1 protein-coding gene is annotated in these 235 nt (G+C 71.9%); it reads right to left on the reverse strand.

The features are described 5' to 3' along the window. Positions 1-235: hypothetical protein (locus RVY79_RS21635; RefSeq protein WP_317466679.1), on the reverse strand; the 235-nt coding region annotated here is incomplete at both ends.

Below are 235 nucleotides of genomic sequence, written 5' to 3' on the forward strand. Positions count from 1 at the left end.
TCGATGGCCGCCTCGTCACCCCGCTGCCGGGCGGCGTCGAGCATGCCGATCCAGGGCCGTGCATCGGATGGGTCCAGCTCGGCCCAGCGTTGAACCGACAGCCCGCGGCACCCGGGCCATTCGGCCGACGTGCGCCCCGGAGCGCAGGCGGTCAACGCCAGTTGGTACGCCACCGGATCGGCACTGGGCGAGGCCAGCAGCGCCGCTCCGTTGACATCGCCCATCATCAACCTGG

Origin of the sequence: Chromohalobacter sp. HP20-39, assembly GCF_033052815.1 — a bacterium.
In the GTDB taxonomy this organism is placed as follows: Bacteria; Pseudomonadota; Gammaproteobacteria; order Pseudomonadales; family Halomonadaceae; genus Chromohalobacter.